This window comes from Pseudomonas sp. R62 (assembly GCF_000257605.1).
Classification (GTDB): Bacteria; Pseudomonadota; Gammaproteobacteria; order Pseudomonadales; family Pseudomonadaceae; genus Aquipseudomonas; species Aquipseudomonas atacamensis.
In genome coordinates this window covers 1-566 of record NZ_AHZM01000973.1, presented here as the reverse complement: position 1 = coordinate 566, position 566 = coordinate 1, and the positions used below count along the sequence as shown (strand labels likewise).

Annotated in this window: 1 protein-coding gene; it reads right to left on the bottom strand. The window is 61.3% G+C overall.

What is annotated here, in order from left to right:
- Window positions 1–566: glycerophosphodiester phosphodiesterase family protein (locus tag OQK_RS01410; protein ID WP_038860374.1), on the bottom strand; the 566-nt coding region annotated here is incomplete at both ends.

Here is a 566-nt window from a genome sequence, read left to right as displayed (position 1 = left end):
CCAGCAATTGCAGGCTGTTCTTATCGAAGGTCTGCAGGATCACCTTGCCTTTGCCCTGACCGACGCCCAGCGCGCTTTTCGCCAGCTTCGAACCGGCCGGACTCAGCCAGCCGCGATCCTGCAGTTTTTCCTTGAGGTCATGTTCGATGCCGGGAAACAGCTGCGGCTCTTTGGTTTCGATGTACAGGCCCGGCTTGTGCTGCGGGTTGGCGCGGGCGATGTCGATGATTTCATCGAGGGTAAGAATCTTCAGCCCGGCGTAGGAGGGGCGTGCGCGGTCAGGATATTTGCTGTTGAACCAGCTGCCGGCATCGAGGGTTTTCAGTTCGGCCATGGTGAACGCGGTGGCCGGGCTGTCCTTGCGCTCGGGGAATTTGCTGGCGACGTCGGTAGTGCGTTGCAGGTTGTCGTCGTGCAGGGCGAAGAGCACGCCGTCCTTGCTGCGCTGCAAATCCATTTCCAGGTAATCGGCGCCGAGGTCACGGGCCAGTTTGTAGGCCGCAGCGGTAGATTCCGGGGCATCGAACGACGCGCCACGGTGGGCAATCACCGCCGGATGCGGAATG